A 25,779-nucleotide genomic window follows, 5' to 3' on the forward strand; every position below is an offset into this window, starting at 1 on the left:
GGCGCGAGCCCCCGGGCGGCGCGCAAAGGGTCGCCGAGAGAAGGAGCCAGGACAATGGAAGGCAAGGCCGACGCCAAGACCAGATCCGGGCTCGATGTTCTCGTCGCCGGTGCCGGCTATGTCGGCCTGGCCGCCGCCGTCTCGCTGAAGCAGGCACGGCCGGGCCTCGCCGTGGCGCTGGTCGATGCGGCGCCCGCCGGATCCTGGCAAAGGGATGGCCGCGCCTCGGCCATCGCCGCGGCCGCGTGCCGCATGCTCGACCAGCTCGGCGTCTGGGCCGAAATCGCGCCGAGGGCGCAAGCGATCACCGAGATGATCATCACCGATTCACGCAGCGCCGATCCGGTGCGCCCGGTTTTCCTGACCTTCGGCGGCGAGGTGGCGCCGGGCGAACCCTTCGCGCACATGGTCGCCAACCGGGCGTTGAACGGCGCCTTGCGGGCCAAAGCCGAAAAGCTCGGCATCGACATCATCGAAGGCGTGGCGGTGCAAGGTTTTGAGACCAATGGCGCCGGCATCACGGTGCACCTGGCCGACGGCGCCACGTTGACGGCGCGGCTGCTGGTTGCCGCCGACGGTGTCAATTCGAAACTGCGCGACATGGCCGGCATCAAGACGGTCAAGTGGGAATACGGCCAGTCCGGCATCGTCTGCACCGTCGCTCACGAGCGGCCGCACAATGGTCGCGCCGAAGAGCATTTCCTGCCCGCCGGCCCCTTCGCCACGCTGCCGCTGAAACCCGACGAGGACGGCACCAACCGTTCATCGATCGTCTGGGTCGAACGGACTGAAGACGCCAAAATGCTCGTGGAAGGCGACGATCTCGTCTTCGAGCATGAACTCGAACAGCGCTTCGGCCTCAAGCTGGGAGAAATCCGCGTCGCCGACAAGCCGCGCGCCTGGCCGCTCGGCCTCACCATCGCGCGCGCCTTCGTCGCGCCGCGCATCGCACTTGCCGGCGACGCCGCGCACGGCATCCATCCGATCGCCGGCCAAGGCCTCAATCTCGGCTTCAAGGATGTAGCCGCACTTGCCGAGGTGATCGTCGAGGCCGACCGGCTCGGCCAGGACATCGGCGCGCTCGACGTGCTGGAGCGCTACCAGCAATGGCGCCGTTTCGACACGGTGCAGATGGGCATCACGACGGATGTGCTGAACCGGTTGTTTTCCAACGACATCACCCCGCTGCGCACCGTCCGCGACATCGGCCTCGGCCTCGTCGAACGCATGCCACGGCTGAAGGAGTTCTTCATCCGCCAGGCATCGGGCCTTTCCGCCGGCACGCCAAGGCTGCTGAAGGGCGAGGCGATCTGAACCTGCCCAGCTTCGTCATCAATCACCAAGGTCTGCGAACTGCCGATGGACCCAAGGGTCCTAGTTCACTTCAAAACCGAGCTTCTGGCGCAGTCGCAGCATGCGCTGGTCCGGTATCTTCAGGCTCCGCTCTCCGCCCTGAGCAACCCGGTTCAGCATCTGCAGCAGATCGTCCCGTTCGCTCGGGTCGAGGCGCTCGCGCAAGAAGGGTGCTAGCTTGTCGATGACAATGGTGGTGTCGTCTATTTGCGAGGCAGCCCACTTGGCATAGACAACCGCCTCGTCGGTCTTCTTCTGGCCGGCCGCGATCTGCGAAATCACCTCGCGAATGACGGCCTCGCGCTGCGGCAGAATCGGGCCATCTTCCGAAACCATCGCGGTGATCAGCGTCGCGGCGGCCACAACCGGATCGTCGATCGCCGTCAGCGGCGAGAGCGCGGCCTGCTTGCGCAGTTTCTTGCGCCTGATGTTGCCTTGCACGCGCCCGACGACGTCGGCGACCTCGCGCGCGGCGTCGTTCATCGCCTTCATCCGGTACCACCAGAACGCCGCCGCGCCGAGCACGCCAAGGACAGCAATCAGGAAAGGCATGTCCAAATCCCCCGAAAATCCCGGCGACGATAGGAGAACTGTCGCGTTGCTTCAACACGCAAGAGTTGCCTCTAACGAAGAAAAAACAATTCGTGGCTGGTGAAGCTTAGGCGGGTAAACAAGCCGGTTCGCGCCATCGAAGCCGGGGGCCGCCTATGACCCCGGTATGTCGTAGACGGCCCGAACCTCGATCGTGCCGATTTCGGCCAGCGGAATGCCGGCGGCAATGTCCAGCGCCTCGTCGAGATTTTCGGCCTCGACCATGACGAAGCCAAGCAACTGCTCCTTGGTTTCGGCGAAGGGCCCATCGATGATCAACCGCTTGCCCGTGCGACGGCGCACGGTCTTGGCTGTCGTCACCGATTGCAGTGCCTGCGCGACGATCAGCTTGCCTTGTTGATCCAATGACCTGTCGTAGGCCAGCGAGTCGGCGTCGAGTTTGGCCGACCTTTCGGCGGTAAGTGCATAAAGATCTTTTTCCTCACCATAGACCAGACAGACATATTTCATTTCAAGCTCCCTTCCTGCGCCAAACCATAGGATGCGGCGACAACCATGTCAGCCTTGCGGTCGACCGCCGCCGCATGATCGAGAAGGCATGCCGCGACCACAATGATGGCAACAGCGGCCAGCAGCCTGCCGAAGCCGGACGCCGGCGGGTCCAGCCAGAAGTCTTCCTCTCGCTCAGGCCCGCGGCCCGGCCTCTTCCACAGCGCGAAAAACAGATTGTCCATGTGAACCTCCATCCGGCCACAATTCCCGTGGCCGCCCGCAGGACGGTCGGCCCGGATGGAAGCCGACATTTTTGCATGCATATTTTTTCCCGGAAGAAGGGGGCCGCCATCGCGCCGTGGTGCAAACAGCGCAGTGGTCTTCGCGCACGCCCGCGCTATAGTTGGCCTGACGCTGGCTCACCCACGACAAAGTTCACGACAACCCAGGAGGACTCCATGGACCGCACCGCAAACGCCGTCTGGAAAGGCAATCTGAAAGAAGGCAAGGGCACGCTCGACACGCAGAGCGGAACCCTGAAGGGTACGCCCTATTCGTTCAAGGCGCGCTTCGAGGACGAAAGCGGCAAGTCCGGCACCAATCCGGAAGAGTTGATCGCCGCGGCCCATGCCGGCTGCTACGCCATGCAGCTCTCGCATTTCCTGGCCGAGAACGGCACGCCGGCGGCCGATCTCGACGCCAAGGCGGTGGTAACGCTGGTTCCGGGCACTGGCATTACCGGCAGCGCGATCACGCTGGTCGGCAAGGTGCCCGGCATCGATGCTGCGAAGTTCAAGGAACTGGCCGAGAAGGCCAAGGCCGAATGCCCGGTCTCCAAGGCGCTCGGCGCCATCAAGGTTTCGCTCGACGCCAGGCTGGGCTGAGATTGCGGCATCCCGTGTGAAATCCGGCGCGCATGGTCGCGCCGGGCACGTTAATCAGAGAAGAGGGCTAAGCGCCCAGCGCATCAAGCCGGGCGCGTAGTGCCGCGACTTCCTGCTCCAGCGCCTCCAACCGCGCTTCCAGGTCGGAGGCAGGCATCGCCATCACACTCCGTTGCGCCGATAGCGCTGCGACATCCACCGGGCCGGCGAGCAGATGCACATAGCGATCCTCGCGCTGGCCCGGCCCGCGTGGAATTTCCTGCACCAACGGCGGCCGGCGGCCGATCAGCATGTCGAGTTCTCCGCGCAGATCCTCGATCGACGAAAACCGTGCCATGCGCTCGGCTCGCGCCAGCAGTTCATGCGCCGTCTGCGGTCCGCGCAGCAAGAGCAGGCCAAGCAAGGCGGTCTGCGGCGTGGTCAGCGAAAAGCGCTGCGCCATCTGGTGCTCGTAGCGCTCGACGCGCGAGCCGAACATCTGCCGCACCAGCCCTTTCTGCTCAAGCAGCTTCAGCGCCCGGTGCACCTCTGTCTGTTCCAGCGCCATGACAGGCTCACGCGCCGTCTTCTGGTTGGCTGCGGCAAGTGCCGCATTGAGCGTCAGCGGATAGACGTCCGGCGTCAGCTCCTTCTTCTCGATCAGGCAGCCAAGCACGCGCGCTTCGACGGGAGAGAGGATGGGAAGGTCAGTCATTGGGCTGCTATCCTTTCTGACGCTCGCGGGACAGCGCCCCCCTTTGTCCTGCCGGACATCTCCCCCCATGGGGGGATCGGCAGCTTCGCCGACGGCGCCCGATCTTTCAACCTTGAGATTGGCCAAAGCCAGGATGACGGCCAATCTCCCCATCCGTGGGGGAGATGTCCGGCAGGACAAAGGGGGGCGCGAAGGATCGCTGCGTTGGAGATTGCCGCAAGCGAAGGCCTAAACCCGTCTCTCCACCATCATCTTCTTGATCTCGGCGATCGCCTTGGCGGGGTTCAGCCCCTTCGGGCAGGTCTGCGCGCAGTTCATGATGGTATGGCAGCGGTAGAGCCGGAACGGGTCTTCGAGATTGTCGAGCCGTTCGCCCTTGGCCTCGTCGCGGCTGTCGATCAGCCAGCGATAGGCCTGCAGCAGCGTCGCCGGGCCGAGATAGCGGTCGCCGTTCCACCAGTAGCTCGGGCAGGACGTCGAGCAGCAGGCACACAGGATGCACTCGTAAAGCCCGTCGAGCTTCTCGCGGTCCTCATGGCTCTGCAGCCATTCCTTGGCTGGCGTCGGCGACACCGTCTTCAGCCACGGCTCGATCGAGGCGTGCTGGGCATAGAAATTGGTGAGGTCCGGCACCAGGTCCTTGACCACCTGCATATGCGGCAGCGGGTAGACCTTGACGGCGCCGGAAATGTCGTCACAGCCCTTGGTGCAGGCGAGCGTGTTCGAGCCGTCGATGTTCATGGCGCAGGAGCCGCAAATGCCTTCGCGGCAGGAGCGGCGCAAGGCCAGCGTCGGGTCGATCTTGTTCTTGATGTAGAGCAGCGCGTCGAGCACCATCGGCCCGCAATCGTCCATGTCGACGAAATAGGTGTCCATGCGCGGGTTCTCGTCATCGTCCGGCGACCAGCGGTAGATGCGGTATTCGCGCAGGTTGGTCGCGCCTTCCGGCTTCGGCCAGGTCTTGCCCTGCTGGACCTTGGAATTCTTGGGAAGCGTGAGTTCGACCATTACCTCAGGTCCTTTCGGATGACGAGCTTCAGCCCGGACCAGATTTCATTCACGGCGGCGACCTTGACGTCGACAAGGTCGAGCTTGAGCGCTTCAGCGCGGACAACGCCCTCGGTGACGTCGGTGACCACCTTCGAGGCCTTCTTTGGCCAGGACACCCAGACCATGCCATCGCGCTTGATCGCCGCTTCGACGGCGCCGAGGCGATCCTCGATCTCGGCGCGCTGTCTGGTGAAGGCGTGGACGGCATCGTATTTCAGGGTTGCGCCCGAAATGTCGGACCATTCGGCCAGCCGGTCGACCTCGGCGAAATCAACGGCCCCTGTGAGGCTCTCGAGTTCCCTCGGCAGCGCGATGAAGGCGGCAATCATGCCGTCCTTCAGGCCGAGCTTGGCCGGAAGGGGCGTACCGGAATATCCCGCCGCCGTAGCCATTGTCAGTACACTCGCGCCTTCGGCGCGATCTTGGCGAGACTGATGCCGCCGTCCTTTTCGGCCACCAGCGGCTCGGTGTGCACCGGCCGGTAGGTCAGCGTGACATTGCCGTCCTCGCTCAGATGGGCAAGCGTGTGCTTGCGCCAGTTGGCATCGTCACGGGCGGAAAAATCTTCCCGCGCATGCGCGCCGCGGCTCTCCTTGCGCGCTTCGGCGCCATAGACGGTGGTGATGGCGTTGGCCATCAGGTTTTCCAGCTCCAGCGTCTCGACCAGGTCCGAATTCCAGATCATCGAGCGGTCGGTGACCTTGATGTCCTTGAGCTCGCCCCAGATCTCGGAAACGCGCTTGCAGCCTTTTTCGAGCGATTCCTGCGTGCGGAACACCGCAGCGTCCTCCTGCATGGCGCGCTGCATCTTCTCGCGCAGCACCGCCGTCGGTGTTGAGCCGTTGGCATGACGCAGCCTGTCGAAGCGGTCCATGATCTTCTCGACCGAGGCCGCGTTGGGCGAAGGGATGGGCGAATGGCGGTCGATCACCTCGCCGGCGCGGATCGCCGCGGCACGGCCGAAGACGACCAGATCGATCAGCGAATTCGAGCCCAGCCGGTTGGCGCCGTGCACGGATGCGCAGGCGGCCTCGCCGACCGCCATCAGGCCGGGCGAGACCCGGTCTGGATTTTCGGCGGTCGGGTTGAGCACCTCGCCCCAATAATTGGTCGGCACGCCGCCCATATTGTAATGCACCGTCGGCAGCACCGGGATCGGCTCCTTGGTCAGGTCGACGCCGGCGAAGATCTTGGCCGATTCCGAGATGCCCGGCAGCCGCTCATGCAGCACGGCCGGGTCGAGATGGTCGAGGTGCAGGAAGATGTGATCTTTCTTCGGCCCGACGCCGCGGCCTTCGCGGATCTCCATCGTCATGCAGCGTGAGACCACGTCGCGCGAGGCAAGGTCCTTGGCCGACGGCGCATAGCGCTCCATGAAGCGCTCACCCTCGGAATTGACGAGATAGCCGCCCTCGCCGCGCGCGCCCTCGGTGATCAGGCAGCCGGCGCCGTAGATGCCGGTCGGATGGAACTGCACGAACTCCATGTCCTGCAGCGCAAGCCCCGCGCGCGCCGCCATGCCGCCGCCGTCGCCGGTGCAGGTATGCGCCGAAGTGGCGGAGAAATAGGCGCGGCCATAGCCGCCGGTCGCCAGCACCACCATCTTGGCGGAGAACCGGTGGATGGTGCCGTCGTCGAGGTTCCAGGCCACCACGCCGGTGCAGGTGCCGTCCGGCTCCGTGATCAGGTCGAGCGCGAAATATTCGATGAAGAACTGCGCGTTGTTCTTCAGCGACTGGCCGTAGAGCGTGTGCAGCATGGCATGACCGGTACGGTCGGCGGCCGCGCAAGTGCGCTGCACCGGCGGCCCTTCGCCGAAATTCATCATCATGCCGCCGAAGGGCCGCTGGTAGATCTTGCCCTCTTCCGTGCGCGAGAACGGCACGCCGTAGTGCTCGAGCTCGTAGACTGCCGCAGGTGCCTCGCGCACCATGTATTCCTGCGCGTCGATGTCGCCCAGCCAGTCCGACCCCTTGACGGTGTCGAAGAGGTGCCACTGCCAGTTGTCCGGACCCATATTGGCGAGCGAGGCGGCGATGCCGCCTTGCGCGGCGACCGTATGCGAGCGCGTCGGGAACACTTTGGTGATGCAGGCCGTGCGCAGGCCCTGTTCGGCCATGCCGAGCGTGGCGCGCAGGCCAGCGCCTCCGGCGCCGACGATGACCACGTCGAACTTGTGGTCGACAAAGGTGTAGCCTGCCGTGTTGGCTGATTTCGTGTCCTGGGCCAAGACTTCAGCCTCCGAATGCCAGTTTGAGCAGGGCGAAGAGCGAAGCGACGCCGACCGCTATCGAAAAGAAGGTGTTGAGTGCGATCAGCGCGAGCTTCATGCCCTCGCCATGCAGATAGTCCTCGATGATCACCTGCATGCCGAGCCGCATATGATAGAGCCCGGAGATGAGCATCAGCGCCAGCACCAGGGCCACGAAGGGATTGGCGAGCGTCGCGCGCACTTCCGCGTAGCCATGACCATTGACCGCGATGAGGAAGCCGACGAAGAACAGCGTCAGCGGGATGTTGGCGATGGCCGTCAGCCGCTGGCGCCAGAAATGCCCGGTGCCTTCGCGGGCCGAGCCCAGGCCGCGGACCTTGCCCAGCGGCGTACGCATGTCGGTCTTTCCGGTGCTCATGGTCAGGCCCCCCGCGCCATATAGCCGGCGATCCAGATCAGGAGTGTGAGCAGGACCGAGCCGGCAAGCGTCGCCCAGGCGATCTTCGAGGCCGTGTGTTTTTCCAGGCCGGCGCCGGTGTCCCAGACCAGATGGCGGACACCACCCAGCATGTGATGCATCAGCGCCCAGGTGTAGCCGAACAGGATGAGCCGGCCGAGCCAGGTGCCGAAAGCCCAGTTCACCCAGTCGAACGTGGCTTGCGAACTCGCCGCCGCCATCAGCCAGACGGCGACCAGCAGCGTGCCGAAATAGAGCGCGCCACCCGTGATGCGATGGATGATCGACATCGTCATGGTGATCGGCGGCCGGTAGACCGTCAGGTGCGGCGAAAGCGGCCTTTCGCGTCTGGCTTGGGTGGCTGGTGATTTGCTCATGGCTGCCCCAGTTCGGCGTCTCCCGCCTCAGGTGGAAATGCGGCATTGCCGCTTCCGGTTGCGACTTCGGACAGCCGGTTTCTAATGCTCTTTTTGCACCGCGTCAAAGCCAGAAAACCGTTTCGAAAACGTAATTTAGTCTGACTAAAAGGCCGGATGCGGCTTCAATCGATTAGCGGCCGGACACCCGAAGCCGGCTCGATATCGCTGCAGTGCAGCATGTCTGGCCCGGGGCGCTGCCGTGTCGGGATTTGCGTCAGCGGGTGCAGGTCTGCGGCGTCGACCCTCTCTTCATCACCAGCGCCTCGCGTCCGTCGATCACGATTGCGTCATGCGTCACCGCCTGGTAGCGGCTGCTCTGGTTGGCCGGCGACGCCGCGAACTCCTCGGTGGCGCCTTCCTGCCCCACCACACGCAGCGACGTGCCGAGATTCTGGATGGTGATCATGCCGCCATTGCCGCATCTATAGGTGGCCGTGCCCGTGGTGAAGCGTGGCGCCGTGAGGTCCGTGGTGATCTTGGTCGCCGGCGGCGCGGGCTGTTGCTGGGCGGGGGCGGCAGGCGCCACCACGGGTGTCGCCGTGCTCGCTGCCTTGGGCGCGCCGTCTTGCGGCACACAGGCACCGGCCGCGAGAAGCAGCGGAATAACGAACGACACCCGAACCGTTCGGCCAAACATCATGTGCTGCCCCTCTCATGCCCGGGCACGCTAGCCACGCGGCGCGCCGAGATCAAGTTCACCCGGGATTCCAGCGGGCCACGTCGGCCGGCTGTGGATATCGGCGGCAACTCGAACGCGACGCCTATAAATTAACCATGTTCATTAAGAAACGGCCACGGAACCGCTCCTCCCCTTAACAAAGGTTAAGAAAGGGTTAATTTCCGATTCGGACCAGATCGGGGCGCGATCTCTCTCGCGCCGACAAAGGGAGAGCGACATGCGTTCCAAATCAGTGCGGGCCAAATCAGTGCGGACAAGCCTCGCGGCCGTCACGCTGACGGCACTTGCGGTTGCGGTGGCCGCGCCGGCCGAGGCCGGCTTGCGCCACCATGACCGCGTCTACGCCGATTCGTTCGGCAATCTCGTCATCGACAGCGCCGCCGGCTACAAGCGCATCATCGTCGGCGAAGGCAAGCTGGCCAAACAGCTGTCCGACTACACCAGCGCCGGCCAGCCCAAAGTGATCTACCAGAACGAATCCGACGACATATCGGGCGACGGCGACTGCTATCGCCCGCCGGTGTTCGTCAAGGGCCGCTCCTATATGTACGGCCTTTCCGATGGCGAGATGCCGCAGCTCAGCCCCTGCCGCTGAAACGGGCCTGGCCGATTTTTACAACGGCCAGCCCATCGGCCGGCCCGGTGGAGACACGCACGCAGTCGCGCCCGGCATTCTTTGCCAGATAGAGCGCTTCATCCGCACGCCGCATCAGGTCGGAGAAACCCTCGCCGATGTGACGCTCGGCAATGCCGAAGCTCGAGGTGCAGCGGCTGTCGGCCGGCAGCCCGCTGATGGGCAACGCGCCGAATGCGTGGCGGGTGCCTTCCGCGAACAGCCGGGCGGTTGCAAGATTGGCGCCTGACAGGATAACGGCAAACTCCTCGCCACCGATGCGGCCAACCACGTGATGGCTCTCGGCCGCTTCTCGCAGCAGGCCGGCGAAGGTCTCGATCACCCGATCGCCGGAGGCATGGCCGAAACTGTCGTTGATGGTCTTGAAATGATCGAGATCGGCAATGACCATTGCCACCGGCATGCCCGAACGCGTGGCGTCGTGCACGGCCAGCTCCGCCTGACGCGTGAAGCCGCCACGGTTGAGCAGGCCCGACAGCGTGTCCATCTCCGACTTCGATGTCACTTCGGCGAGTATGTCGCGGACCAGGATGGCCAGAATGAGCAGCGCCAGCGCCAGCCCGAAGACCGTGCCGAGCGACTGCGACACCAGCGCGTAGCTGCTTTGCAGATAGGCCTGCGGATTGGCGCCCCAGCCGCCCAGCGCATGCGCGATGAAAGGCTTTGAGGCAAACTGCAGGCCGCTGGCGGCAAGCACCGCCATCAGGATCAGATCGAGCCGGCCACGGCTTTGCCGCGACGACCAGACGATGCCAAGGCCGACGAACTGCATGACTGCGTAGGGAAGCTGGTAGGCCATCATGCGAGTGAGCGACTGGCGCGGCAGGTCCTGCACGAAATAGACCGCGATGGTGGCGGCGGCCAGGAAGAACAGCATCGGCGTCCATGGCGGCGCCACGCCATATTTTCGCGCAAGCCCGCCATTGAAGGCAATGGTGGCGCCAAGGAAGACGGCGAAGGCGGCAGCCACCGGAAGCCGCGCGTCGCTGAAGGCGGGAATGCTGAATTCGATGGCAAAGTAGGCCATGCCCAGGACATAGCCTGACGCCAGCCAGCGCGCCGGGGCGCGGCCGGCATCATGGAACGAGACCGCCATGAAGGATGCCGCCAGCAGGCCGGCAACCGACAGGTTGATCAACAGGATGAAGTTGGCGCCGTTCATAGATCCTCAAACCCCCGCCGACAGCTAAACATCGACGGGCGAAAAAGACGTTAACGCGAAGCGCGGAGGTGGTGGTCAGCAGGCCTTGACCGGCTCCGGCACGAACACCGTCTCCGGTCGCTCGTAGGAAAGGCGCACGCTGTCGCGACCGTTTTTCTTGGCCTTGTAAAGCGCCTCGTCGGCCCGGCGCATCAGGGGTTCCAGCGTCTCGTCGCCGCTGCGGGCCGCCACGCCGAAGCTGGCGGTGACCTTGGTGCCGGCGGGAAGCCCGTCGACGCCGCCGGCCGAATAGACCGTGCGCACCGCTTCGGCGAACAGCCGCGCGGCGGCGAGATCGGTCAGCGGCAGGAGCACGGCGAACTCCTCCCCGCCGATACGGCCCGCGGCACCTCGTGCTCCCGTGGCCGAGCGCAGTTTGGCGGCGAAGTCCGCGATCACCCGGTCGCCGGCGGCGTGCCCGTGCACGTCGTTGAGGGCCTTGAAATGGTCGAGGTCGGCCAGCACCAGCGCCACCGGGAATTTGGCCACGGCGCAACGCTGCAGCAGCATGGCCGCGCGCTCCCCGAAACCTCGGCGGTTGAGCAGCCCCGAAAGCGGATCGGTATGGGTTTCCGTCTTGAGTGCCTTCATCACGTCGAGCGCGGCGGCGGTGAAGAGGCAAAGCGCAATCAGCAGCGACAGCAGCGCGTGCGACAACAGCGCCGTCGTCCAATAGGACGAACCGTAGAAGCCGTCATAACTGGCGAAGGGCCCGTGCGCGATGACCACCACCAGGGTGCGCACGAAGAAGTTGACGCTGGACAGCAGCGACAACACGAACAGGATCATTTCTGTCGGGCCATTGTTGCGCACCGGGCGCAGTTCGGCGGCGACGAGCAGGCTGACGCCACCGAAACCGAAATTCATCGCCAGGATGCGCCAGGTGAGATCCGGCGTGACGAACAGGAACCACGCGAAGGCCGCAAGGCCGCCGCCCGCCAGAACGGCGATTCCCACTGCGGGCACCTTCCTGCCATAGCGGGCGATGATGGCGCCGGACAGGCAGCAGGCGGCGATGGAGAAGCAGATGTTCGACACCAGCTTGGTCAGCACCACGCCAATGGGCAAGGTGAAATACTGGAACAGGAATCCCGGCGCCGAGACGCAGTAGCTGAGCGCCAGCACCGCCAGGTAGGGACGATGGCGCTGATGGAACCACAGGACGAGGAACGCCGCGCCGAGCGCCAGCGCGATCGTCGGATTGAGCAGCGCTATCAATAGGCCGGTGTCCAAAGGACCGTGACTTCCCTTCGTTTGACGTCGGGGAAGACCATAGGGGGCAAGCCCAAACAAGCGGTTAAGCGAAGGCGCATATGCGGCCGCGTGAATGAAGAAAGGCCCCGGACAGCGATGCGGTCCGGGGCCTGGAATGCGCTCGGGATCGGACGGCCTACTTCCAGTCGCGGATGTCGACGAAGTGGCCGGCGATCGCCGCCGCCGCCGCCATAGCCGGCGACACCAGATGGGTGCGGCCCTTGAAGCCCTGCCGGCCCTCGAAATTGCGGTTCGAGGTCGAGGCGCAGCGTTCATGCGGCTTCAGCCGGTCGTCGTTCATGGCAAGGCACATCGAGCAGCCCGGCTCGCGCCAGTCGAACCCGGCGGCGCGGAAGATCTTGTCGAGACCCTCGGCTTCCGCCTGCTCCTTGACCAGGCCGGAGCCCGGCACGATCATGGCATCGACATGCGGGCTGACCGTCTTGCCTTCGACCACCTTGGCGACGGCGCGCAGATCCTCGATGCGGCCATTGGTGCAGGAGCCGATGAAGACGCGGTCGAGCGTGATGTCGGTGATTTTCGTCCCCGGCGTCAGGCCCATATAGTCGAGCGCGCGCAGCTTGGAGGTGCGCTTGTTCTCGTCTGATATGTCTTCCGGGTTGGGCACGATGCCTTGCACGGAGACGACGTCCTCGGGCGAGGAACCCCAGGAGACGATCGGCGGCAGCTTGGCCGCGTCGAGCACGATCACCTTGTCGAAATGCGCGCCTTCGTCGGTCCGCAGCGTCTTCCAGTATTCGAGCGCCGCGTTCCAGGCAGCGCCCTTGGGCGCGCGCGGCTTGTCCTTGACATAGGCGAAGGTGGTCTCGTCCGCCGCGATCAGGCCGGCGCGCGCACCGCCCTCGATCGACATGTTGCAGATCGTCATGCGGCCTTCCATCGACAGCGCACGGATCGCCTCGCCGGCATATTCGATGACGTAGCCGGTGCCGCCGGCGGTGCCGATCTCGCCGATGATGGCGAGGATGATGTCCTTGGCGGTGACGCCTTCGGGCAGCACGCCATCGACGCGCACAAGCATGTTCTTGGCCTTGCGCTGGATCAGCGTCTGCGTCGCCAGCACATGCTCGACCTCGGACGTGCCGATGCCATGCGCCAGCGCGCCGAAAGCACCATGGGTGGAGGTGTGGCTGTCGCCGCAGACGATGGTCATGCCGGGCAGCGTAAAGCCCTGCTCGGGGCCGATGATGTGGACGATGCCCTGGCGGATATCGTTCTCCGAATAATACTCGACGCCGAAATCCCTGGCGTTCTTGGCCAGCGCCTCGACCTGGATGCGGCTTTCCTCGTTCTTGATGCCGAACTTGCGCTCGGGCGAAGTCGAGACATTGTGATCGACCACGGCCAGCGTCTTTTCCGGATGGCGAACTTTTCGGCCGCTCATGCGCAGCCCTTCGAAGGCCTGCGGGCTGGTCACTTCATGGACGAGGTGGCGGTCGATATAGAGCAGGCAGGTGCCGTCGTCCTGGCGGTCGACGACATGGTCGTCGAAAATCTTGTCGTAGAGGGTGCGCGGTGCGCTCATGTGCGTAAATCCGTCGATATGAGAATGGGAAAGAGCTGATGCCGCAAAGCCGCGGCCGGCCGTCAGGGATCAGCGAAGTCGGCTGGTCAGGGCGCCGGACACGCGCGCGGAAAAGCGCGACGGCAGGCGTTTTCTGTCCTGCAGCACGAATCCCTTGTAAGCCGGATCGCCAAAAAGCTCTTCCATGGCCGGGTAGATAGCAATGTTTTGGCTTTTCGGCAATTGCGGCGTGGGTCAGCGCTTCTTCCTTCTCCCCTTGTGGGAGAAGGTGTCGCCGCAGGCGACGGATGAGGGGTGTTCCAGCGGAGTGAGACGCTGGCTTTCCCCTGGAACACCCCTCATCCGTCTCGGCGCTATCGCGCCGATCCACCTTCCCCCACAAGGGGGGAAGGGAAGTCCGCTCAAAGCACCTCGAACACAAACGTCTTCACCAGCGCGTCCGGATCGCCGATCGCATAGCAGCGGAACCACGGGCTTGCCTCAACCGCCCGCCATTTCCCTGCCTGCTCCAATTCGTCGAAGACAGCCTGAAAACCGCCGCTCTCGAACACCTGGTCGCGCACGGTGAAGATGGCGTGGCCGCCCTTCTTCGTGATGCGCACCAGTTCGTGCAGGCTCGATGCCGGCGCATGGCTGATTGTGAACACGCCGGTCGAGAAGAAGGCTCGGAAATGCCCATCCGGCCACGGCAGCGGTCCGCCCAGCATCGCCTGCTTCAGTTCGCTGTAGGCGTTGCGGCTGCCGGCGATCTTGAGCATGTCGTTCGAGAGATCCAGCCCGGCGATGTCGCCGTAGCCGAGCGCCTTCAACGAAGGTCCCGACAGGCCGGTGCCGCAGCCGGCGTCGAGCAGCGGCCCCTCGCCCGCCGGCACGTGGCGCGCCACCCAGGCGGTGATCAGGAACGGCAGGAGATAACCGAGCGAGGCGGTCTCGCTGTCATAGGTCGCCGCCCATGCGGCATAGGCCTGCGCCAGCGTTTCGGGCGTATCGGCGGTGTAGACCGAATCCAGCGCCGCATTGGCCTTGTCGATGTTCATGGGCAAGCTCCTCCTCCGGTCAGCAGCCGAGCCTAACGCTGTCCTTGCCGAAAAACTATTCCTCCTGCTGGCGGCGCAAACGCCGCTCCAGCGTCCTGAGCGCCAGCGAAAGGCCGACTGTGAGGATGAGGTAGATATAGGCCGTTATCGAATAGGTCTCGAAGAAGCGGAATGAGCCGGCCGCATAGACCTTGCCCATCTGGGTGATGTCGGCGACGCCGAGCACCGAGACCAGCGAGGAATCCTTGACCAGGGCGACGAAATCATTGCCGAGCGGCGGCAGGATGGTGCGGATCGCCTGGGGGAACACGACCAGCCGGAAGCGCTGCGCGCGACTCAGCCCCAAAGCCTTCGCCGCCTCTATCTGGCCTTTCTCGACCGACTGGATGCCGGCCCGGAAGACCTCCGAGATGAAGGCCGAATAGCCGATGGTCAGCGCCATGATGGCGCGCCACAGCAACGACACGTCGCGCACCAGAAGCTCGCCGAACAGGCCGGCATTCTGCAGCGGCGCGGTCAGCGCGTTCCAGGCCGCGACGGAGGCCGGCGCGCCGGCAAACGCGATCCAGAACAGCAGCACCAGGATCGGCACGCCACGGATGATCTCGACATAGAAGCGCGCGATCTGCCGCAGCCAGGTTGAAGCAGACAGGCCCATCAGCGCGATGCCGAGACCGATGACCGACGCCATGGCGAAGGCAACGACGGTGACGAAGACGGTGATGCCGATACCCTTGGCGACGGTGGCGAAGACCTGGGCGTAGAGATCGCTGGTGGCGATGAACAGCGCCGCCGCCAAGGCAAGGATGGCGGCGACGGCCAGCCACCAGGGGAATTCGGGTTTGGTGGTGGATGCGGATGGCATCAAAAGGCGCCGGAAAGGAAATCGCGCCGAGTCAGCGCAATTTCCTGCAAATCCACTGCGCGCACCAAGATGGGCTCACTGCCCCATCTTGTAATCAAGGAACCACTTCTTGTTCAGCGCATCCAGCGTGCCATCCGCCTTGAGCGCGGCGATCGCGGCGTTGACCGGCTTCACCAGGTCCGACCCCTTGGGGAAGATGAAGCCGAAATCCTCGGTGCCGAGCGGGCCGCCGATCAGCTTCAGCTTGCCCGCCGAAGCGTCGACATAGCCCTTGCCGGCGGTGCCGTCGGTCAGCACGACATCGACGTCGCCGGATTTCAGCGCCTGTACCGTGGCCCCGAACGTCTCGAACAGTTTGATGCGCGGGTTCTGCTCGTTGCCGTCGAGCACGCTGTAGACGGCGGTGTAGAACGGCGTCGTGCCTGCCTGCGCGCCGATCAGTCCGTCCTTGAAGGCGCCGAAGGTCTTGGCGTCGGTGAAGCGGCTTTCATCGCCGCGCACCAGCATGAACTGTTCCGAGCGCATGTAGGGATCGGAGAAATCCACCTTCTCCTTGCGGTCGTCCTTGATGGTGATGCCGGTCATGCCGATGTTGTACTGGTTGTCGGAAACCGCCTGGATCATCGCGTCCCAGGAGGTGTTCTGGTACTCGACCTTGAAATTGAGCCGCTTGGCGATCTCGTTCATCGCGTCATATTCCCAGCCGATCTGTTTGCCGGTCTTGGCATCGATGAACTGCAGCGGCGGATAGGCGTTTTCCGTCACCACCACCACCTTCTTGCCGCCGAGATCGGGCAGCGCCTGCGCGAAGGCGGCAACGGGCGCCAGGACCAGAGCCAACAGGCCGGCCAGCAGCAATTTTGATTTTGTCACGACACACCCCCGAAATGATTGGCCGCGCGATGCCGGCGCGGCAGGAAAATCCAGCGCCGACTTTAGCTTTCCGCAAGCGCCTTGCAAGACGGGTCCACTGCGACGTTACGCGTCAACGTGGATTCCCGTGCTTCTGGGAGGCGGTTTTGAGGACAGTCCTTGCCGCGATCAATCTTGGTCAATCGTGGCTTCGCGCAATCCCGCGACCAGGCGGGTGAGCGTGCCGTGTAGGGTTTTGAGCTCGGTCCGCTCCAGCGGCATGCCGCAATCGAGCGCGGTCTGCACATCCTTCATGTTCGCGCGCAGGGCCTGGCCCTTGGCCGTCGGCTCGACCAGCACCCGGCGCTCATCGGCGGCATCGCGCCGGCGGGTGACGAGCCCGCCCGCCTCCATCCGCTTGAGCAGCGGCGTCAGCGTCGCCGAATCCAGGCCGAGCGCCTCGCCAAGGTCGCCCACCGTGCTCGGCGCGCGTTCCCACAGCGCCAGCATCACCAGATATTGCGGATAGGTCAGGCCAAGCGGATCGAGCAGCGGCCGGTAGAGCTTAGTCATCAGCCCGCTCGCCGAATAGAGCGCGAAGCAGAGCTGCTGATCGAGCCGTGGCACGGGGATCGCCCCGGCGGCTTCCGCCGGGACTTCGCTGGCTTTCGTTTCGACCTTTGCCGTCATACCGCCTTTACCGAAAGCGCCACTTCGACATTGCCCCTGATGGCGTTCGAATAGGGGCAAATCTGATGCGCCGCCGATACAAGCGCTTCCGCGGCCGCCTGATCAAGGCCTTTCGTCTCCGCCGCCAACGCGACGCCGAGCCTGAAGCCCTCGCCATTGGGAAGCAGGCTGACCGTGGAGGTTACCGCGGCATCCGCGAGCGGCAGCTTCTGCTTGCGCGCGACGAAGCGGACGGCGCTTTCGAAGCAGGCGGCATAGCCGATGGCGAAGAGCTGCTCGGGATTGGTGGCGCCGCCCGGCCCGCCGAGCTCCTTGGGCATCGCCAGGTCGACCTTGAGCAAACCGTCAGCGGTCTCGCCATGGCCGGCGCGGCCGCCGGTGACGCGAGCCTGTGTGGTGTAGAGTGCCATATCGTAGTCTCCAATTAATTTGTACACGATTAGTTAGTACACAATATAATCAGGCGTCAAGCTCCCTGCCGCTGTGTTTTCGCTATCTTAGAGGATGGGAATCCCAGACTTCGTCATCCTAGGGTGTAGCAGTCGCGAAGCGACGTCGCGGAAACCCTAGGATCCATGCCGTGATGGTCAACCTAGCACAGCGGTTCAGATGGGGTCGCGCTCACCGGAGCCAGCTCTGCACCGTAGCGGCGCTCAGAAGTTGCGGCATGGATCCTCGGGTCTGCGCCGCGTCGCTTCGCTCCTTGCTTCGCCCGTGGATGACGACACACAGATGTCTCGGCCAATCGCCAAGGTGTCCGTAAACACGAAGAACCACGGTAGAATGCCTGGCTGTTCGCCAAAACGAAAAAGGCGGCCGAAGCCGCCTTTTGAATGGATTTCCGAAACCTTATTCGGCCGGAGTGGCTTCCGCGGCGGCCTTGGCTGCTTCGGCCTCGGCGGCCGCCTTCTTCTCGGCGGCTTCCTTGGCGGCCGTCTCGGCGGCCAGCGCCTGGGCGGCGGCGACCTTCTCGGCCTCGATGCGGGCCTTCTCGGCGTTCAGCGCATCGCGCTCCTCATCGTTGAGCTTGCGGGCGCGCACGCCGGTGTTTTCCGAAATACGGGCCGACTTGCCGCGACGGTCGCGCAGGTAATAGAGCTTGGCGCGGCGCACCTTGCCGCGGCGCACGATCTCGACGCCTTCGACCATCGGCGAGAACACCGGAAACACGCGCTCGACGCCTTCGCCATAGGAGATCTTGCGGACGGTGAAATTTTCCTGGAAGCCGGAACCGGCGCGGGCGATGACGACGCCCTCATAGGCCTGGACGCGGGTGCGGGTGCCTTCGGTCACGCGGACCTGGACGCGCACGGTGTCGCCGGGCTGGAATTCGGGAAGCTTGCGCTTGGCTTCGATCTTGGCGGCCTGTTCGGCCTCGAGCTGACGGATGAGATCCATCTTGAAATCCACTTCTTGTTCTTCCGACAGTCAGAGCGCCCTACGCTTGCCTTGCCGTTCCATTGACCGCTCGGCTATGCCCTTTGTCTCCAAGACAATTGTCTTTAAAACATCGGACAGGGGCGACTACACCGTCATTGTTGACGGGTCCGGAAGATTGTTCTTGCCGGTACGGGCGGGCACATACAGCTATTTCGGCGCTTTGTCACGCCTTGGCCATGCATTTTTTGCCGGCATGGCTCCCGGCATGGCACCATCGTAATCCTGTCGTGCCGGGTTGCGCCGGTCCGGCAAGCTTCCTAAGCCAGAAATAGCACAGTTCTTCACGGCGGCCTTCCATGTCAGTCTTCGATGCCATCCTGCTCTTCCTGGCGGGCTTTCTGTCAGGCGCCGCCAACGCGGTCGCCGGCGGCGGCACCTTCATCACCTTTGGCGCCATGACATTGATCGGCGTGCCGCCGATCGTCGCCAACGCCACCTCCTCGGTAACGCAATTTCCCGGCTACATCACCTCGACGCTCGCCTACTGGGACGACATCAGGCACTTCTGGCGCGGCGCGCTGCTGCTCTGCCTGATCTCCGCCATCGGCGCCATGGCCGGCGCGCTGATTCTGCTCGCGCTCGACAATCCATCCTTTCGGGCATTGGTGCCATGGCTGCTTTTGGGCGCGACCGCGCTGTTTGCCGCCGGACCATGGCTGAAGCCGGCGCCGAAAGCCGGACACGAAGCGGCCGTGGGCTCGCTCGCCGGTTCGCTGGCGCAGTTCATCACCGCCATCTATGGCGGCTTCTTCGGCGCCGGCATGGGCGTGATGATGCTGGCAACGCTCGGTCTGACCCAGGCCGGCGACTACCACCGGCTGAACGCGCTGAAGAACATGCTGGCCGTGGTCATCGCGGCAGTCGCCATCGTCGTCTTCGTCTCGGGCGGTGTCGTCGCCTGGCCGCAGGCGATCGTCATGATCCCGGGCGGAGCGCTGGGCGGCTATGCCGGCGTCTGGATCGCCAAGCGCGTGCCGCAGAACGCGGTGCGCGGCTTCGTCGTCGCCGTCGGCCTGTTTCTGGCTTTTTACTATTTCACCAAGGGCTGAGCGCTCAAAAGATCGGGCCGCCTCTCCTTCGTCAGCCGCTCTGACTGGTCCCGCCGCCATTCGGCGATCTTCTTGTGATTTCCGGAGATCAGTACGTCCGGAATCGGCCTGCCCTCGAACTCTTGCGGCCGCGTGTAATGCGGATGTTCGAGCAGGCCGTTCTCGAAACTCTCTTCCTCGCCGGAGACCGCATTGCCCATCACGCCGGGCAACAGCCGCACCACCGCGTCGAGCAGCACGAGTGCTGCCGGTTCGCCGCCCGACAGGATGAAATCGCCGATCGAGACTTCCTCTAGGCCCCGCGCGTCGATCACCCGCTGGTCGACGCCTTCGAAGCGGCCACACAGGATGACAGCGCCCGGCCCGGCGGCGAGTTCGCGCACGCGCGCCTGCGTCAGTGGTTTGCCGCGCGGGCTCATCAGCAGGCGGGGGCGCGCATCTCCCGGCGGCGAGGCATGGTCGATCGCCTTCGCCAGCACATCGGCGCGCATCACCATGCCGGCGCCGCCGCCGGCCGGCGTGTCGTCGACGGTGCGGTGGCGGTCGGTGGCGAAGTCGCGGATCTGGATCGCATCAAGCGACCAGGTGCCCGCCTCCAGCGCCCGCCCGGCCAGCGACAGGCCGAGCGCGCCCGGAAACATCTCGGGATAGAGCGTCAGCACCGACGCGGCAAAGCTCACCGGTTGCCCCCGGCGTCACGCGGTCCGCGCGGCCGGCCCTTGGGATCGAAATCGTCCTCGCGCGGCGCCTCGCCATCCTCGTCCTCGACCAGGCCGGCCGCCACCGGGTCGACGCGGACGAACCCCTCGGCGATCGACACGGCAGGCACGGCGGCCTGCGTGAACGGGATCAGCACGCCCTTGCGCCCGGCGAGCGTCACATCGAGGATGTCGCCGCCGCCGAAATTGTGCACCGCGACGACCTTGCCGATGGCAGCACCGGTATCATCCCGGATTTCCAGCCCGATCAGGTCGGCATGGTAGAATTCGTCCTCCTCGCCATCGTCCGGCAGCATCGAACGGTCGACGAACAGCTCCGTGCCGGCGAGCGCTTCGGCCGCGTTGCGGTCGCTGACGCCCTTGAAGCGCACCACGACAACGGTGTTGGCGGGCCTTATGTCGGTGATCTGGAAGGCACGGCCGTCCCTGGCGTAGAGCGGCCCGTAGTCTGCCAGCGCCATTGGATCGCCGGTGAAGGTTTTCACCCGGAGCTCGCCCTTGATGCCGTGGGCGGCACCGATCACGGCCATCTGGACGGGGTTTTGGAGCTTGCTCATGGCGAAAAATCCTTTGTCCCTGCTCTAGCGCCGCCCCGCCGTCATTTCAATGACGGGCTCTTCACCGCTTCCTAACCCGGCTGCCGGAAAATGACCGCGAACCGGAACAGACCCGATGCAGGAATTCCTCATACCGGCAAAACCCGATCTCCAGGCGGCGCGTGAAAACTGGCTGAAGATGCTGGCGCGCGAACGCCGGCTGTCGCCGCAAACCGTCGAGGCGTATGAGCGCGATTCTCGCCAGTTCCTGCACTTCCTCACCGGCCATATCGGCGGACCGCCCGGCATTTCCGATATCGCCAATCTGCGCCCGGCCGATCTGCGCGGCTTCCTCGCCGCCCGGCGCAATGCCGGCGCCGGCGCTCGCACGCTCGGCCGCGGGCTGGCAGGCATCCGCTCGCTGCTGCGATTCCTCGAACGGCGAGGCCTGGCCAATGCGGCGGGCGCCGCGGCCCTGCGGGCGCCACGCCAGCCCAAATCGCTGCCCAAGCCGCTGACGGCGAGCGATGCCAGGCAGGTGGTCTCCGTCGAGGGTCAACTGGCCGAAGAACCCTGGATCGCCGCCCGCAACGCCGCCGTGCTGACGCTGCTCTACGGCTCGGGCCTGCGCATTTCGGAAGCGCTTGGCCTCAGCGCCGCCGATTTGGCATCTGAAGCCGACACCGTGCTGCGCGTCACCGGCAAGGGCGGCAAGACGCGGCTGGTGCCGGTGCTGCCGGTCGCGCTCAGGGCTATCGCCGAATACCGCCGGCTCTGTCCCTACCATCTCGATCCAAAGGAGTTGCTGTTTCGGGGCGCGCGCGGCGGCCCGCTCAACCCGGCCATCATCCAGCGCGACATGGCAAAACTGCGCTCGGCGCTCAACCTGCCCGATACAGCGACGCCGCATGCCTTGCGCCATTCCTTCGCCACTCATCTGCTCGGCCGAGGCGGCGATCTGCGCACCATCCAGGAATTACTCGGCCACGCCAGCCTGTCGACGACGCAGATCTACACCGGCGTCGACACGACGAGACTGCTGGAGATTTATGAGCAGGCCCACCCGAGGGCGTGAACGGCACCACAAGTCGCGATTAGCCGACGCCTCCCCAACGTCGTCATCCCTGGGCGAAGCAGGAGCGAAGCTCCGTCGCGGAGACCCTGGGATCCATTCCGTGACTATTGTCGAAGGATGCGGCGGAGCAGAATTCTGAACCGTAGCGGCGCTCGAGAGTCCCGGCATGGATCCTCGGGTCTGCGCCGCGTCGCTACGCTCCTTGCTCCGCCCGTGGATGACGAAGTCGGGGGCGTTTCCGCCAACGCCAAACCATTTCATGCCCCGCGCGGGTGATCAACCGAGACTTCTGCGTCGACACCCGGATGCGCTCAAAGACAATTTCACAACGCCAATTAACGGTTTTGCCGCTTTTCGGTCCTAGGAATGGGACCATGAAACGCGTCATCGCCATCGCCGACCGTGCAGCTTCCATCTCGCTGAAGCTGCTTGTCGCGCTCAACGTGCTGTTTTTCCTATCCTTCCTTGCTGTCCTGCTGTTCGCGGCCGGCAGGGCGCACGCGGAAATCCCGACCTGCACTGGCGCCGACATGCTGTCGGCCTTGCAGAAGGGCAGCCCCGCCACCTACGACAAGATCGAGGCAGAGGCCGCTGCCACGCTCAACGGCAAGGGTCTGCTGTGGAAGCTGGAAAAATCAGGCGAACAGCCATCCTACCTGTTCGGCACCATGCACATGACCGATCCGCGCGTCACCACGCTGCCGGCCTATGCACAGAAGGCCTTTGACGCCGCCGGCACCCTCATCATCGAGACCACCGACGTGCTCGACAAGCAGAAGATGATGACGGCGATGCTGAAGGAGCCGGACCTGATGATGTTCACCGACTCCACGACGCTGTCGTCATTGCTGTCGCCGGACGAGGCGGCAGCCATGAACGCCGCGCTCGACGCGCGCGGCATCCCGCCGGCAACGGTCGCCAAGATGAAGCCGTGGATGCTGTCGGCCATGATGGCGCTTCCGGCTTGCGAACTCGCCCGCCAGTCCAGCGGAGCGCCGGTGCTTGACGTCAAGCTGGCCGAGAGCGCCAAGGCGGCGGGCAAGCCGGTGGAAGGATTGGAAACAGCCGAGAGCCAGCTGCGCGCCATGGCTTCGCTGCCGCTCGCCTTTCACATGAAGGGTCTGGTCGACACGCTGAAGCTGGGCGACAAGGTCAACGACATCAACGAGACCATGATCGTGCTCTACCAGCGTGGCGACACCGGCATGTTCTGGCCGCTGTTCCGCGCCGCCATGCCCGACGAGCAGAACGACCCTGCGGGCTACGCCGCCTTCGAGGAGACCATGATCACCAGCCGCAACAAGGTGATGGTCGATCATGCCGGGCCGATCCTGGCCAAGGGCAACGCCTTCATGGCGGTCGGCGCGCTGCATCTTCCCGGTCCCGAGGGACTGGTCGAGGATTTCCGCAAAGCCGGCTATACCGTCACGGCGGTGGGGCTTTAAGCCCTATTTGATCAGGACCTGAGCCAGCATCGCCGGAACGATGATGCGGTGAAACGGCATGATGATGGCGAGATAGGTCCGCCCAAGCAGATTATGCGTCTTCACGATCGTCGACGCAGCCACCTCCTGCCGGCCCGCGCCGAGATCGTTCACCTCCACCAGGATGCGGAAATCGAGATGCCGGTCGTCCAGCCCAAGGACGACCCTGCCATGTGCCTGGCTGATGAGCGGAAATATGCCGATCCTGCTTTCCGGCGGCGCGTCGGGTTCCGCCCCCGTTTTCAGCCCAAATGGCCTGACCGCGAGGTTGCGCAGCTGCGTCAGCAGGCCGACCCATCCCGGTGTCCGCCCCAGCACGCGTTCGGCCGCGCCAATGGCGGTCAGGGCAAGGCCATCGGTTATCAGCACATATCGGTCGGCGAACTGAGCGCCGGCAAGAGCACCTTCGGGATCAGGAAAAGTCCGTGCAGTGGGCGTCATACCGGCAAATCCCTCGTAACCAACGATAGCATCCGCTGGTGTGGCTGGCTGCGTGGCGAAACGCCGCCTGACCGACGCGTTCATCGCGGTCGGCGCGCCGCACTTCCCGATCCAGAGGGACTGGTCGAGGATTTTCGTAAAGCCGGCTATACTGTCGCCGCTGTCAATTGAGTCGGATGGCAACTGGCGGATCTGCCCGTCGTATTTTCGGCGTGTCCCTTCGCTAGCGTGAAACCTGTTCAACGATAGCGCGTTGATGTCTGTTGATTGATAATTTTCATCCACGGAGGACACTTTCATGGCGAACACACCAAACGACACTCCTAGGCCAAGCGGCGGCGGCGGCGGCAGCCCTTGGCTGATTGCGCTGGTCGTCGTTATTCTGGCGATTGTCGCGTATTACGTTTTCGGAAGAAGCGGCGAGCACCCGGCACCCGCCGAGCCGCCAGCGGCGAGCACCCCGGCCCCGGCACCCGCGCCGGCTGAACCGATGAAGCCTGCCGAACCGGCCAAGCCAGCCGAACCGGCGCCCGCGCCCGCCCCGGCTCCTGCACCAGCGCCCGCGCCGGCCCCCGCGCCAGCTCCGGCACCGGCTCCGGCACCGGCCAACTGATCGGCTCGATATCAAAGACGAACGGCCCGCCGAATGGCGGGCCGTTTTGTTTTGGGCGACGAGCACGGGGTGTTTTGAGATTCAGGGCAGGCCGAACCGACCCTTCGTTCGCAGGCCGGCATCACCTGAATATCAAGACAACCCTAAATGTGGATCGGCTTGAAGAACGTGGCCAGCGCCGCTTCCTTCACCGCTTCCGACATCGTCGGATGCGCGTGGCAGGTGCGGGCCAGATCCTCCGACGAACCGCCGAACTCCATCAGCACCGCCGCCTCATGGATCATCTCGCCGGCGCCGAAGCCGACGATATGCACGCCGAGCACGCGGTCGCTCTGCTTGTCGGCGAGGATCTTCACGAAACCGTCGGTGTGCAGCATGGCGCGGGCGCGGCCGTTGGCGGTGAAGGGGAATTTGCCGACCTTGTAGTCGATGCCGGCCTTCTTCAGCTCCTCCTCGCTCTTGCCGACCGAGGCGATTTCCGGACTGGTGTAGACGACGCTCGGAATGACATCATAGTTCACGTGGCCGGCCTGGCCGGCGATGGTTTCGGCCACCGCCACGCCCTCGTCCTCGGCCTTGTGCGCCAGCATCGGCCCGGCGATGACATCGCCGATGGCATAGATGCCGGGCACGTTGGTCCTGAGATGCCCGTCGGTCTTGACCCTGCCGCGCTCGTCGACCTCGACACCCGCTTCCTTCAGCCCGAGGCTGTCTGAAAAGGCGCGGCGCCCGGTCGAGATCAGCACGGCGTCGGCCTCGATGGTTTCGGCAGCCCCGCCCTTGACCGGTTCGAAGGTGACGACAGCGCCCTTCTTGGCCTTGGCGACGCCGGTGACCTTGGCGCCGAGCTTGAACTCGAAGCCCTGCTTGGAAAGCAGCCGCTGGAATTGTTTCGACACCTCGCCGTCCATGCCGCCCAGGATGGTGTCGAGGAACTCGACCACGGTGACCTTGGCGCCGAGCCGCGCCCAGACCGAGCCGAGCTCGAGCCCGATGACGCCGCCGCCGACCACAACCAGCCGCTCCGGAACCTTGGCCAGCGCCAGCGCGCCGGTCGACGATACGATGACCTTCTCGTCGATATCGACCTTGACGCCGGGAATGCCGGCGACATCGGAGCCTGTGGCGATGACGATGTTTTTGGTCTCGATCTCCTCGACCTTGCCGTCCTCGGCCGTCACCGAAACCTTGCCGGCGGCGACCACCTTGCCGGTGCCGCGGAAGGCATCGATCTTGTTCTTCTTGAACAGGAAGGCGACGCCGTTGACGTTGGCCGCCACCGTCGCATCCTTGTGCGCCATCATCTTCTTCAGGTTCAGCTTGGGTGCCGGGATTTCGACACCCAGCGTGTCGAAGGAATGGCCGGCCTCGGCGAACATCTCCGAGGCATGAAGCAGCGCCTTGGACGGGATGCAGCCTATGTTGAGGCAGGTGCCGCCGAAGGTGGCGTTCTTCTCGACCACGGCGACCTTCAGCCCCAGCTGCGCCGCCTTGATGGCGCAGACATAGCCGCCCGGTCCAGAGCCGATGATAACCACGTCATAAGCCATG

The 25,779-nt window shown here is 64.6% G+C and carries 29 protein-coding genes; 6 read left to right on the plus strand and 23 right to left on the minus strand.

What is annotated here, in order from left to right; translation table 11 throughout:
* The first annotated feature begins 54 nt into the window (after positions 1-54).
* Positions 55-1,314, plus strand: a complete 1,260-nt coding sequence (locus EN845_RS22995) for a ubiquinone biosynthesis hydroxylase (protein WP_127872838.1) — start codon at positions 55-57, stop codon at positions 1,312-1,314.
* 60 nt (positions 1,315-1,374) lie between these two features.
* Here EN845_RS22995 and EN845_RS23000 read toward each other — a convergent pair whose 3' ends face one another.
* The 3 genes from EN845_RS23000 to EN845_RS23010 all read right to left on the minus strand — a co-directional run bounded on the left by EN845_RS23000 (position 1,375) and on the right by EN845_RS23010 (position 2,708).
* Positions 1,375-1,905, minus strand: a complete 531-nt coding sequence (locus EN845_RS23000; protein ID WP_127872837.1) for a hypothetical protein — start codon at positions 1,903-1,905, stop codon at positions 1,375-1,377.
* 153 nt (positions 1,906-2,058) lie between these two features.
* A complete protein-coding gene (locus tag EN845_RS23005; RefSeq protein ID WP_127276761.1) occupies positions 2,059-2,415 on the minus strand; it encodes a YciI family protein in 357 nt (118 codons plus the stop codon).
* The gene (locus EN845_RS23010; protein WP_245511784.1) at positions 2,412-2,708 is read right to left on the minus strand and encodes a hypothetical protein; all 297 of its coding nucleotides are present in this window, start codon (positions 2,706-2,708) and stop codon (positions 2,412-2,414) included. The genes EN845_RS23005 and EN845_RS23010 overlap by 4 nt, the downstream gene beginning before the upstream one ends.
* 147 nt (positions 2,709-2,855) lie before the next feature.
* Here EN845_RS23010 and EN845_RS23015 point away from each other — a divergent pair, with 147 nt between their 5' ends.
* A complete protein-coding gene (locus EN845_RS23015) occupies positions 2,856-3,281 on the plus strand; it encodes an OsmC family protein (protein WP_127872835.1) in 426 nt (141 codons plus the stop codon).
* Between the two features lie 67 nt (positions 3,282-3,348).
* On the opposite strand, the gene EN845_RS23020 is transcribed toward EN845_RS23015, so the two are convergent.
* The 7 genes from EN845_RS23020 to EN845_RS23055 form a co-directional block, all read right to left on the minus strand.
* Positions 3,349-3,975, minus strand: coding sequence for a DUF480 domain-containing protein (locus tag EN845_RS23020; protein ID WP_127872834.1), 627 nt, complete (start codon positions 3,973-3,975; stop codon positions 3,349-3,351).
* A gap of 228 nt (positions 3,976-4,203) precedes the next feature.
* Positions 4,204-4,983, minus strand: coding sequence for a succinate dehydrogenase iron-sulfur subunit (locus tag EN845_RS23030; protein ID WP_127276771.1), 780 nt, complete (start codon positions 4,981-4,983; stop codon positions 4,204-4,206).
* Complete coding sequence (locus tag EN845_RS23035) at positions 4,983-5,417, minus strand: DUF3052 domain-containing protein (protein ID WP_127872833.1); 435 nt, start codon at positions 5,415-5,417, stop codon at positions 4,983-4,985. Before EN845_RS23035 ends, EN845_RS23030 begins: the two co-directional genes overlap by 1 nt.
* Positions 5,418-5,419: 2 nt before the next feature.
* Positions 5,420-7,255, minus strand: a complete 1,836-nt coding sequence (gene sdhA / locus EN845_RS23040) for a succinate dehydrogenase flavoprotein subunit (RefSeq protein ID WP_127872832.1) — start codon at positions 7,253-7,255, stop codon at positions 5,420-5,422.
* Positions 7,256-7,259: 4 nt separating this feature from the next.
* Positions 7,260-7,655, minus strand: coding sequence for a succinate dehydrogenase, hydrophobic membrane anchor protein (gene sdhD, locus EN845_RS23045; protein ID WP_127872831.1), 396 nt, complete (start codon positions 7,653-7,655; stop codon positions 7,260-7,262).
* 2 nt (positions 7,656-7,657) lie between these two features.
* Entirely contained in the window at positions 7,658-8,071 is a 414-nt protein-coding gene (gene sdhC / locus EN845_RS23050; protein ID WP_127276780.1) for a succinate dehydrogenase, cytochrome b556 subunit, read from the minus strand.
* 256 nt (positions 8,072-8,327) lie between these two features.
* Positions 8,328-8,753, minus strand: a complete 426-nt coding sequence (locus EN845_RS23055) for a hypothetical protein (protein WP_127872830.1) — start codon at positions 8,751-8,753, stop codon at positions 8,328-8,330.
* Positions 8,754-9,024: 271 nt separating this feature from the next.
* Here EN845_RS23055 and EN845_RS23060 point away from each other — a divergent pair, with 271 nt between their 5' ends.
* Positions 9,025-9,387 carry a hypothetical protein gene (locus tag EN845_RS23060; RefSeq protein ID WP_127872906.1) on the plus strand — a complete coding sequence of 121 codons (363 nt, stop codon included), beginning with the start codon at positions 9,025-9,027 and terminating at the stop codon, positions 9,385-9,387.
* On the opposite strand, the gene EN845_RS23065 is transcribed toward EN845_RS23060, so the two are convergent.
* The 9 genes from EN845_RS23065 to rplS form a co-directional block, all read right to left on the minus strand.
* Complete coding sequence (locus tag EN845_RS23065; RefSeq protein ID WP_127872829.1) at positions 9,371-10,588, minus strand: GGDEF domain-containing protein; 1,218 nt, start codon at positions 10,586-10,588, stop codon at positions 9,371-9,373. The genes EN845_RS23060 and EN845_RS23065 overlap by 17 nt on opposite strands.
* Before the next feature lie 75 nt (positions 10,589-10,663).
* Positions 10,664-11,860 (minus strand): GGDEF domain-containing protein, encoded by a 1,197-nt coding sequence (locus EN845_RS23070; RefSeq protein ID WP_127276786.1) that lies wholly within the window; start codon positions 11,858-11,860, stop codon positions 10,664-10,666.
* Between the two features lie 157 nt (positions 11,861-12,017).
* On the minus strand, positions 12,018-13,427 hold the full coding sequence (gene leuC, locus EN845_RS23075) for a 3-isopropylmalate dehydratase large subunit (RefSeq protein WP_127872828.1): 1,410 nt from the start codon (positions 13,425-13,427) through the stop codon (positions 12,018-12,020).
* 401 nt (positions 13,428-13,828) lie between these two features.
* The gene (locus EN845_RS23085; protein WP_127872827.1) at positions 13,829-14,464 is read right to left on the minus strand and encodes a class I SAM-dependent methyltransferase; all 636 of its coding nucleotides are present in this window, start codon (positions 14,462-14,464) and stop codon (positions 13,829-13,831) included.
* A gap of 55 nt (positions 14,465-14,519) precedes the next feature.
* On the minus strand, positions 14,520-15,329 hold the full coding sequence (locus tag EN845_RS23090) for an amino acid ABC transporter permease (RefSeq protein ID WP_127276792.1): 810 nt from the start codon (positions 15,327-15,329) through the stop codon (positions 14,520-14,522).
* 75 nt (positions 15,330-15,404) lie between these two features.
* Complete coding sequence (locus EN845_RS23095; protein WP_127276794.1) at positions 15,405-16,202, minus strand: transporter substrate-binding domain-containing protein; 798 nt, start codon at positions 16,200-16,202, stop codon at positions 15,405-15,407.
* 168 nt (positions 16,203-16,370) lie between these two features.
* A complete protein-coding gene (locus tag EN845_RS23100; protein WP_127872826.1) occupies positions 16,371-16,871 on the minus strand; it encodes a MarR family winged helix-turn-helix transcriptional regulator in 501 nt (166 codons plus the stop codon).
* The gene (locus EN845_RS23105; protein WP_127276798.1) at positions 16,868-17,281 is read right to left on the minus strand and encodes an organic hydroperoxide resistance protein; all 414 of its coding nucleotides are present in this window, start codon (positions 17,279-17,281) and stop codon (positions 16,868-16,870) included. The genes EN845_RS23100 and EN845_RS23105 overlap by 4 nt, the downstream gene beginning before the upstream one ends.
* A gap of 439 nt (positions 17,282-17,720) precedes the next feature.
* Positions 17,721-18,269, minus strand: coding sequence for a 50S ribosomal protein L19 (gene rplS / locus EN845_RS23110; RefSeq protein ID WP_096451662.1), 549 nt, complete (start codon positions 18,267-18,269; stop codon positions 17,721-17,723).
* A 338-nt stretch (positions 18,270-18,607) separates the two neighbouring features.
* On the opposite strand from rplS, the gene EN845_RS23120 reads away from it, so the two are divergent.
* Complete coding sequence (locus tag EN845_RS23120; RefSeq protein WP_127281190.1) at positions 18,608-19,360, plus strand: sulfite exporter TauE/SafE family protein; 753 nt, start codon at positions 18,608-18,610, stop codon at positions 19,358-19,360.
* Here the strand turns inward: EN845_RS23120 and trmD are convergent.
* Together trmD and rimM are read right to left on the minus strand one after the other, a co-directional pair.
* Positions 19,342-20,040 (minus strand): tRNA (guanosine(37)-N1)-methyltransferase TrmD, encoded by a 699-nt coding sequence (trmD, locus tag EN845_RS23125; RefSeq protein ID WP_127872825.1) that lies wholly within the window; start codon positions 20,038-20,040, stop codon positions 19,342-19,344. The two genes, EN845_RS23120 and trmD, sit on opposite strands and share 19 nt — an antisense overlap.
* Complete coding sequence (gene rimM, locus EN845_RS23130; protein ID WP_127276297.1) at positions 20,037-20,636, minus strand: ribosome maturation factor RimM; 600 nt, start codon at positions 20,634-20,636, stop codon at positions 20,037-20,039. The genes trmD and rimM overlap by 4 nt, the downstream gene beginning before the upstream one ends.
* 115 nt (positions 20,637-20,751) lie before the next feature.
* Here rimM and EN845_RS23135 point away from each other — a divergent pair, with 115 nt between their 5' ends.
* Together EN845_RS23135 and EN845_RS23140 are read left to right on the plus strand one after the other, a co-directional pair.
* Positions 20,752-21,690, plus strand: coding sequence for a tyrosine recombinase XerC (locus EN845_RS23135; RefSeq protein WP_127872824.1), 939 nt, complete (start codon positions 20,752-20,754; stop codon positions 21,688-21,690).
* Between the two features lie 374 nt (positions 21,691-22,064).
* Positions 22,065-23,135 carry a TraB/GumN family protein gene (locus EN845_RS23140; RefSeq protein ID WP_127276291.1) on the plus strand — a complete coding sequence of 357 codons (1,071 nt, stop codon included), beginning with the start codon at positions 22,065-22,067 and terminating at the stop codon, positions 23,133-23,135.
* Between the two features lie 3 nt (positions 23,136-23,138).
* On the opposite strand, the gene EN845_RS36785 is transcribed toward EN845_RS23140, so the two are convergent.
* Both EN845_RS36785 and lpdA read right to left on the minus strand, forming a co-directional pair.
* A complete protein-coding gene (locus EN845_RS36785) occupies positions 23,139-23,915 on the minus strand; it encodes a DUF2867 domain-containing protein (protein ID WP_348629804.1) in 777 nt (258 codons plus the stop codon).
* A 456-nt stretch (positions 23,916-24,371) separates the two neighbouring features.
* Positions 24,372-25,778 (minus strand): dihydrolipoyl dehydrogenase, encoded by a 1,407-nt coding sequence (gene lpdA / locus EN845_RS23155; RefSeq protein ID WP_127872823.1) that lies wholly within the window; start codon positions 25,776-25,778, stop codon positions 24,372-24,374.
* Position 25,779: the final 1 nt, after the last annotated feature.

Source organism: Mesorhizobium sp. M8A.F.Ca.ET.202.01.1.1 (genome assembly GCF_004791595.1).
Lineage (GTDB): Bacteria > Pseudomonadota > Alphaproteobacteria > Rhizobiales > Rhizobiaceae > Mesorhizobium.